Consider the following 7,166-nt stretch of genomic DNA (forward strand, 5'->3'; position numbering starts at 1 on the left):
ATATCCGGCTCGTAGTGATCGATCAAAGAACTATTTGATGGGGAAGATACGCCAATTTTCTTGTCAGTCACTGTAACCAGTACATTACCTAAGTGATTGGTTAGCTCGTATTCTCTTAAGCCTCTTGTTTGAGTCAAACTGTAGCCTATACCCAACAGGGGAATATAATTTATTTCAGATGTTTCATTTTTATAAAAATCAAATACAGCCTGCTCTATACTCTTTACTTCGGGCCAGTTCAATTGATTGATCTTTGTTCCAATAGCATTGAGTTGGCTGTAGAGTTCTTTAATATCATTTTCACTCTGAACATCCACCTGATTATACAACCCAGCACCTTGGCGTCTTATTGCAGACAAGGCCCCTTGCCATTGCAGTTCTAACCATCCCCGGTATAACAAAAAAACATCTGTCTTTTCCTTCTGTAAAAGATCAAACTTTTCCGGTTGTATGGCTACGCTGTCAATTATTTCAGAAAACCTATTCTGAATGTAAAGCTGTCCTACAGACTTTTTATACAGACTAATTTTAGCAACAGCACTGGTGGGATCGATATTATAATATACTGTACTATCCTTTGTTTGTATCATGGTACCCGCCTGCTCTTTACTGAAATTATAAAGCGGGTCATCGTGCAGACCAAGTGGGCTTGCACAATTCAGATATGCCAGTTGGATGAGAATCTTCTTCCGGACATTTTCTATTGCTATTAATTTCTGCAGCGTGGTTTTAGCTGCTTGCATAGTTTCCATTGCAAACAGTGCACGATAGTTGCCATTCAATTTATTGAGCAGCTGTATATCACCATACACTCGGTATATATCCTTGGCAGCGGCAATATCGGCCAAGTATTTATCACAAATATTTTGATAGAATACAAACGGATCTAGTTGTTTTGAAGTTACTTTTTTAAACTCCTGGACAGTGAGTTTAGTGGAATCAAATAACCGCCCGTGGCAGGTGAACCAGCATAATTTACGTGATGATTGATTTAATACGGCTATGTTAATAAACGCGGAGACAGTAGTTCTGCCAAAAATGTAATAACCGCTTTGGGAGGCAAGGGCGCCTTTTAAAATCTGATTTACCCTAGGATCCTGCTGTACATTAGTTTGAGAGAAAGAAAAAAGACAAAGAATTGAAAAAGTAACAAGCAGCGATAGCCTTTTCATAGTGAGGGGTTATTAATACGGCAAATTAACAACAATTACCTGGCTTAAATCAAATTGCCAACATTTAGTAATTCACGGGAAAAACTCAGGTTGAAAAGTTGTGAAATAATAATATTTTTTACTTGAATTTTCTTTGCCGGGGCCTTCCGAAATACTATTTCCTTTTTTTAGTCGTCCTATTTGCCTGCACGTTACTTTTTTCGTTTTTAGTACCGCTAAGCTTCCTGGCTGCTATATTCCTGAGCATTAACAGAAAGAAGCCCGGCAATCCGGGCCTCTTTAGCTATTATTTTTCGATTACCGGTCAAAATTAAAAGGCATTTCAAAGATGGCGGTGAAGAGGCAAAGAAATTTAAATATCAGCTTTTGCTTTGAGCCCCCTCGCCTAACACTTCATCGATCATACCAAATGTTTTGGCTTCGTGCGCCTTCATCCAGTGATCGCGGTCAGATGCTTCGTGCACTTTTTGATAATCCTGCCCGCTGTGTTTCGCAATGATCGAATACAATTCGTGTTGCAATTTTTTGATCTCCTGCATAGTGATCTCTATATCGGCGGCAACGCCCTGAATGCCACCGGAAGGTTGATGGATCATTACGCGGGCATGGCTCAGGGCGGCGCGTTTACCGGCGGCGCCGGCGCATAACAATACAGCGCTCATAGATAAGGCCGTGCCCGTGCAAATGGTGGCCACTTCGGGCGTAATGTATTGCATGGTATCATAAATGCCCAGGCCTGCATACACGGACCCGCCGGGGGAATTAATGTATAACTGGATGTCGCGTTTGGCATCGGCTGATTGCAGGAATAACAGTTGCGCCTGAATGATATTGGCAATTTTATCGTCAACGGCATCGCCTAAAAAAATAATGCGGTCCATCATCAGGCGCGAGAATACATCCATCTGCGCCACGTTCAATTGCCGTTCTTCTGTAATATAGGGCGTCATGGCCATGGGCATAAAGCGGTTTTCTACCCGGGCAATAAAGCCATCCACATGCTGGCTGCCAATGCGATGATGGTGTACCGCATAGGCACGAAAATCCTGTTGAATACTGGTCATAGTATCAAGTTTGTTTTAGTAAAAAATGAGGCTTGGGAACACAGAACGTCAGGCTGAAAGCTGTAAGCCTAAAGCGTAAAGAAAAAGCCCGGTTTCAGGCAGTGGGCAGTAGCAACAGGAATACAGTTCCAAAGACGATAGATCTTCAGCATTTATGCCTACTGCCTATTGCCCAATGCCTATTGCCTGAAAAGTGCCATTATTTTCCTGCGAAAGGTTATATGCTCTATTTCATTGAACAGGTGCTGGTGTACCGATTCTATTTCGGCTTTTAACTGGCGGCGGCTGTACTGGCGAATGATGGCGTAGGTTTTTTGCTGCCACAAGAGTTGTTCGTGCAAGGCGGGTTGTAACAGCAACCGCGCTTCAAACAGGCGCTGGTCGGCCTCGCCGGCGTATTTTAAAAGATAATCCTCTATCTGTTGTATGTTATGCAAGGAAGTCCTCATAGCTCAACGATTTTTCTTTTACAAGATCTCTCACTTTTTCAAGGCACTTGTATTTTTGAACGGTGGCCGAGCGTTCGCTGCTGAAACCAAACAGCTTTGAAATTTTAGTCATCGGTAATTTATCATAATAAAAAGCCCGCAGCAATTCCATACAACGCTGGCCCGAGTGGTGTAACAGGTTGAGCAGTTTATCAGATGCTGTAGTGCCGGGTTCTTCCATGGCTATACCGGTCAGCGAATCATCCAGCGTTATATGGTTGTAGTGTTCTTTATTTTTCTTTGCCCACAGGTGTTTGGCAATACCAAGAAGATAGGAACGTTCGCTATAGGTTAGTTCCACATTGGATGTAACCAGTTTTTCATAATAGATCACCAGCGCATCCTGAAAAATGTCTTCGGCTTCTTCGAATGAACCACCTTTGTCGCGCACATATTTGGCCACCAGCGGAAATGCCTGCTGGTACAGGTGCATAAAAAGCTCCTTCCTGTCTGCGGCCCTGTCTTCTATTATCAGCTCTTGCATCATAAACGAACGCTTTACTAATAAGTGGCGGTTTTAGCGTAAATATCACCCAGAATGTACAAATTTATTTTCACCGGGCATAAAATAAAACACCGGTTGCTGCCAGGGGTGTGTTTACATTTTATGAACCTAAATGAATGGTTCTGATATTAAATACAAGTAATAGCTATTCATTGTACAGGCATACTATCAATTCCCGGAATGGGCAGCTGATAGTAAACATAATAGTTCCTGTTATTTATTTCGATTGCCTGTGTATTGCCTCGTCTGGCTAACAACGCTTTCATCTCATTGAAATATTTTTTGTCCAGATAGAAAACCGAGACCAATTCATCAACTTTTTTTGACTGCTTCAGATCGGGCCAGTTAGCCGGCCATTTTAAAGACGGCGGTAAAGCATAATCATAATGCTGCGCATACACCGCCACTTTACCCGGGAACCAGGGACGGGCATTTTTATTCCTGTAATTAATAATAAAATCATGCAGCTTCAATAAAGCAGCAGGGGCGTTTACCCGCTCTTCCTGATTATTCAGATCACCGTAATAAATAAAGCTTTTTGCAGAATCTCCGTTTACGGTAAGTACATACGATGGTTTTTCTACTATGGAAGTATCGCTGGCAGTTGATCCTCCTTTTTGCACTGAATCATTTATCACACAGTATGAGAGAATATCGTTTTTCTCCTTTTCGCCAATCTGCACTTCCTTATACTCCTTTTCTTGCCGGTACAAAATAATTCCATTATCATATAAAACAAATAATGGCTTCGAAGATACCAGACCCCATGGATCGTAATGGTTATACCACATGACTGGTTTGCCGAATTTATCTCCATTTTTGCTGGTACAGCCAACTAATAGCCAACTGAAAATTATTATGATTCTGTTTATACGCATATTTTTTAACATCGTGCCTATATCAAAGCCATTGTGCCCTTGAAAAAGCCCATTGATTCGGCAAGTCCCGGCAGGGGGTCTTGCATATCCTTTTCAAATTCAAAGCTGCACACCCCCTTGTAGTTCACCTGGCGTAATGCCTTCATGAACCCTTCAAAATCAATAACCCCTCGTCCGATCTCTATCGTCTTTGCATCCCTCGTATTTCCTGTCACGTCTTTAATATGAAGATCAAAAAGCCGGTCCTTATAGGCTTTTACAGCACGGGCGGGGTTTACCCCAGCTCTGGTAGCATGACCAATGTCCAGGCAAAGGCCCATACGGGGATCTCTGTTTTTGATTCGATCATATACTTGCTGGGGACCAGGGTAAAGTTCATCTTCAGGACCGTGATTGTGGATGGCAAGACGGAGGTTCAACAACTTTACTTTTGTTTCTGCGTAATCAAGCAGATCGTAGGTGGGTACGCCAACGATCATGTTCACCCCCACTTTCTTTGCATAGTCAAATGCCTGATCAACAGCTTCCCTGGTCTTCATATAGATCACCCCCACGGTGTATATGTTGATCCCGTTTTGTTGAAGCTGGCTTACCACTGAGCGGATCTTTTCATCACTGCTTGATAAAGGAAGATATACGTCTTTCAGCGACAGATTGGAAACATCCAGCCGCTTCATCATTGTAATTGCAGACGCCATCTCAATTTTGGAAAAAGTATATCCCGCAATACCAAGGGACAAATTGGGCTTTTTCTGCGCTATTGATTCAGCAATGCCTGCCAAAGGGACCTGCATGGCAGCAGTTGCAAGACCAAGCGAGGTCAGTTGAATAAAGTTTCTCCTTGATGACATATAGATAATTTTAGATTTACATCTTATACCTTCGGCTCCCAGCCAGGTTCATACTCGCGCCCCCATAATTTCATCGCCTCTTTATCATCCAGAATATGACCATTTTGCTGGTCGATATGCAAGGTATGTCCCACCCGCTGCGCAATATTACCTAACTGTACCCACAATGTGCTTTTAAACCCCTTGGTAACATCTGCATGGACAGGCGTATTCTGTCTGATGGCGTTTAAAAAATTGTCAATATGTACCGCGTCGAGGCCTTCATTGGGACTGGCGGTATTTCGACCATCAACAACCGCATTTGATTTTATTTCTTTCAACACATTTCCTTTTTCATCAAAGATGGTGTAACCATCATGACCCGTGAGCATTACACCTTTGGTACCATAAAACAACACCCCACGGTCGGCATCCTGCACCTTGTAAGGACTGCAGCTTCTTCCTTCCCATAAAACGGTTGCCTCCTTACATTGATAAGTAACGAGCTGCGTATCGGGCGTTTGCCAGTCATCGGTAAAGAAATAGCGACCACCGGTAGAGTTCACCGATAGCGGATAATCAAGTCCCAGCCCCCAACGCGCCACATCAATTTCATGCGTACCATTATTTAAAGCTTCACCAGTGCCCCAATGCCAGAACCAATGCCAATTGTAATGGATCAGGTTGTCCTGGTATGGTTTGCGGGGAGCCGGGCCCTGCCAAAGGTCGTAATCCAGTCCGGGCATTACCGCCGTTTGTTTACCTATCCCAATGGATTTCCTGTTATTGGTATACCAGCATTTGACCATATAGATCTTCCCAATAGCGCCTGCGTGCAACTGCTCAATACCTTCTGAAAGCAATTTCCAGGACCTTCTTTGCGTGCCCACCTGAAAGATTCGTTTATACTTTGCAGCTGCAGCAACAGCGAGTTCGCCTTCACGAGGATTGTGCGAAAGTGGTTTTTCACAATACACGTGCTTACCTGCAGCGCAGCTTAAGATGGAGGCAGGTGCATGCCAGTGGTCGGGCGTGGCAATATAAACAGCATCTACATTTTTCTCAAGCAACATCTTGCGGAAATCATTCTCGCCCTTGGGCGCCTGTTTTCCTGCTTTTACAACCGCATCGATCCCTTTCTGAAGGGCCTTTTCTTCCACATCGCACATATACACCACATCGGTAAGTGGCTGTTTCGCAAAGATAGCCGCCATACCTGCTCCCCGGCCATTACAGCCAATCACTGCCATTTGAACCATGTCATTAGCCCCGATAATTCTGCGATAACTTTTGGCTGTAAAGCTGCTGGTAAGATTCCCTGCAGTCACCGCTGCCGCAGTGCCTGCCATATTTTTTATAAACTTTCTACGGGATGATTTCATCTCTTTACGCATTATAGTTCTTTATTTTTTATGTTCCTGAAATGGATCATGTCGCCGTGCGCCTGCAGTTGCCGGCACAAAAGCCAGTTCTACCCTGCGCTCCTTTTCAATGGCGTAGAGCAGTGGTCATCATTCGCAAAGTCAGCTACAATATAATCTTTTAGCAGATAGGTCGGTCTGACAGAGTTTGGCGGTTGTGATGGGAAGCTGCCAAGGATTCCACTAATTCTCTGTGACCCCGATCATAACGCCAAACGCACCGTTTGTTTGATTCATCCCCTTATCGGGACAGTACATTTCGGAAATGGCGCCATCAAGATACAAGTCATAAAACGCGGTATTTACTATAGCTTTGCGCAAAAAAGAAGATGGCATTTTCCGCATTGGGTTTATCTGCACCGTTATTAAAGGCAATAGGCGAGCAGTCATTTACACAGCCTACGCCTGTGCAGCAGCAGGCTATTCCTGCTATCTTACAGGGAAAGGATATACTCGGCATATCTAAAACCGGCTCTGGCAAAACTGCCGGCTATGTATTGCCTATACTGGAATTGTGCCAGCGCCGGGTAGAAAAGAAAGACAGGCACGTGCGGGTACTGGTAATAGTGCCCACACGTGAGCTGGCGATACAGGTAAACGATGTTTGTAAAACCTTCTGCGCTCACCTGCCGAATAACATAAAAACAATGGCGGTGTATGGTGGTGTTTCCATCAACCCGCAAATGATGGCCTTGCATGGCATCGAAATATTAATAGCTACACCGGGCCGATTGATTGATCTGATAGACCATAAAGCCATACACTTGTCACAAGTAGATATACTGGTGCTGGATGAAGCCGATAAAAT

8 protein-coding genes are annotated in these 7,166 nt (G+C 43.9%); 1 reads left to right on the forward strand and 7 read right to left on the reverse strand.

All coding sequences use genetic code 11. The annotated features are described in order from the left end of the window. From ACJ751_RS29115 to ACJ751_RS29145, 7 genes are all read right to left on the reverse strand, one after another. A partial coding sequence (locus ACJ751_RS29115) for a hypothetical protein (RefSeq protein WP_407749060.1) occupies positions 1–1,172 on the reverse strand: 1,172 nt, incomplete at its 3' end. A gap of 359 nt (positions 1,173–1,531) precedes the next feature. Further along, complete coding sequence (locus ACJ751_RS29120) at positions 1,532–2,236, reverse strand: ATP-dependent Clp protease proteolytic subunit (protein WP_407749061.1); 705 nt, start codon at positions 2,234–2,236, stop codon at positions 1,532–1,534. Between the two features lie 179 nt (positions 2,237–2,415). Further along, a complete protein-coding gene (locus ACJ751_RS29125; RefSeq protein WP_407749062.1) occupies positions 2,416–2,685 on the reverse strand; it encodes a hypothetical protein in 270 nt (89 codons plus the stop codon). Next, on the reverse strand, positions 2,666–3,211 hold the full coding sequence (locus ACJ751_RS29130; protein ID WP_407749063.1) for an RNA polymerase sigma factor: 546 nt from the start codon (positions 3,209–3,211) through the stop codon (positions 2,666–2,668). The genes ACJ751_RS29125 and ACJ751_RS29130 overlap by 20 nt, the downstream gene beginning before the upstream one ends. A 167-nt stretch (positions 3,212–3,378) precedes the next feature. Further along, a complete protein-coding gene (locus ACJ751_RS29135; RefSeq protein ID WP_407749064.1) occupies positions 3,379–4,020 on the reverse strand; it encodes a hypothetical protein in 642 nt (213 codons plus the stop codon). Between the two features lie 104 nt (positions 4,021–4,124). Then, a complete protein-coding gene (locus tag ACJ751_RS29140) occupies positions 4,125–4,958 on the reverse strand; it encodes a sugar phosphate isomerase/epimerase family protein (protein ID WP_407749065.1) in 834 nt (277 codons plus the stop codon). A 23-nt stretch (positions 4,959–4,981) separates the two neighbouring features. After that, positions 4,982–6,331 (reverse strand): Gfo/Idh/MocA family protein, encoded by a 1,350-nt coding sequence (locus ACJ751_RS29145; protein WP_407749066.1) that lies wholly within the window; start codon positions 6,329–6,331, stop codon positions 4,982–4,984. 356 nt (positions 6,332–6,687) lie between these two features. Here ACJ751_RS29145 and ACJ751_RS29150 point away from each other — a divergent pair. Continuing rightward, positions 6,688–7,166, forward strand: a 479-nt coding sequence (locus ACJ751_RS29150) for a DEAD/DEAH box helicase (RefSeq protein WP_407749067.1), incomplete at its 3' end; no start/stop codon positions are given.

This window comes from Niastella sp., from assembly GCF_045805085.1.
Taxonomy (GTDB): domain Bacteria; phylum Bacteroidota; class Bacteroidia; order Chitinophagales; family Chitinophagaceae; genus Niastella.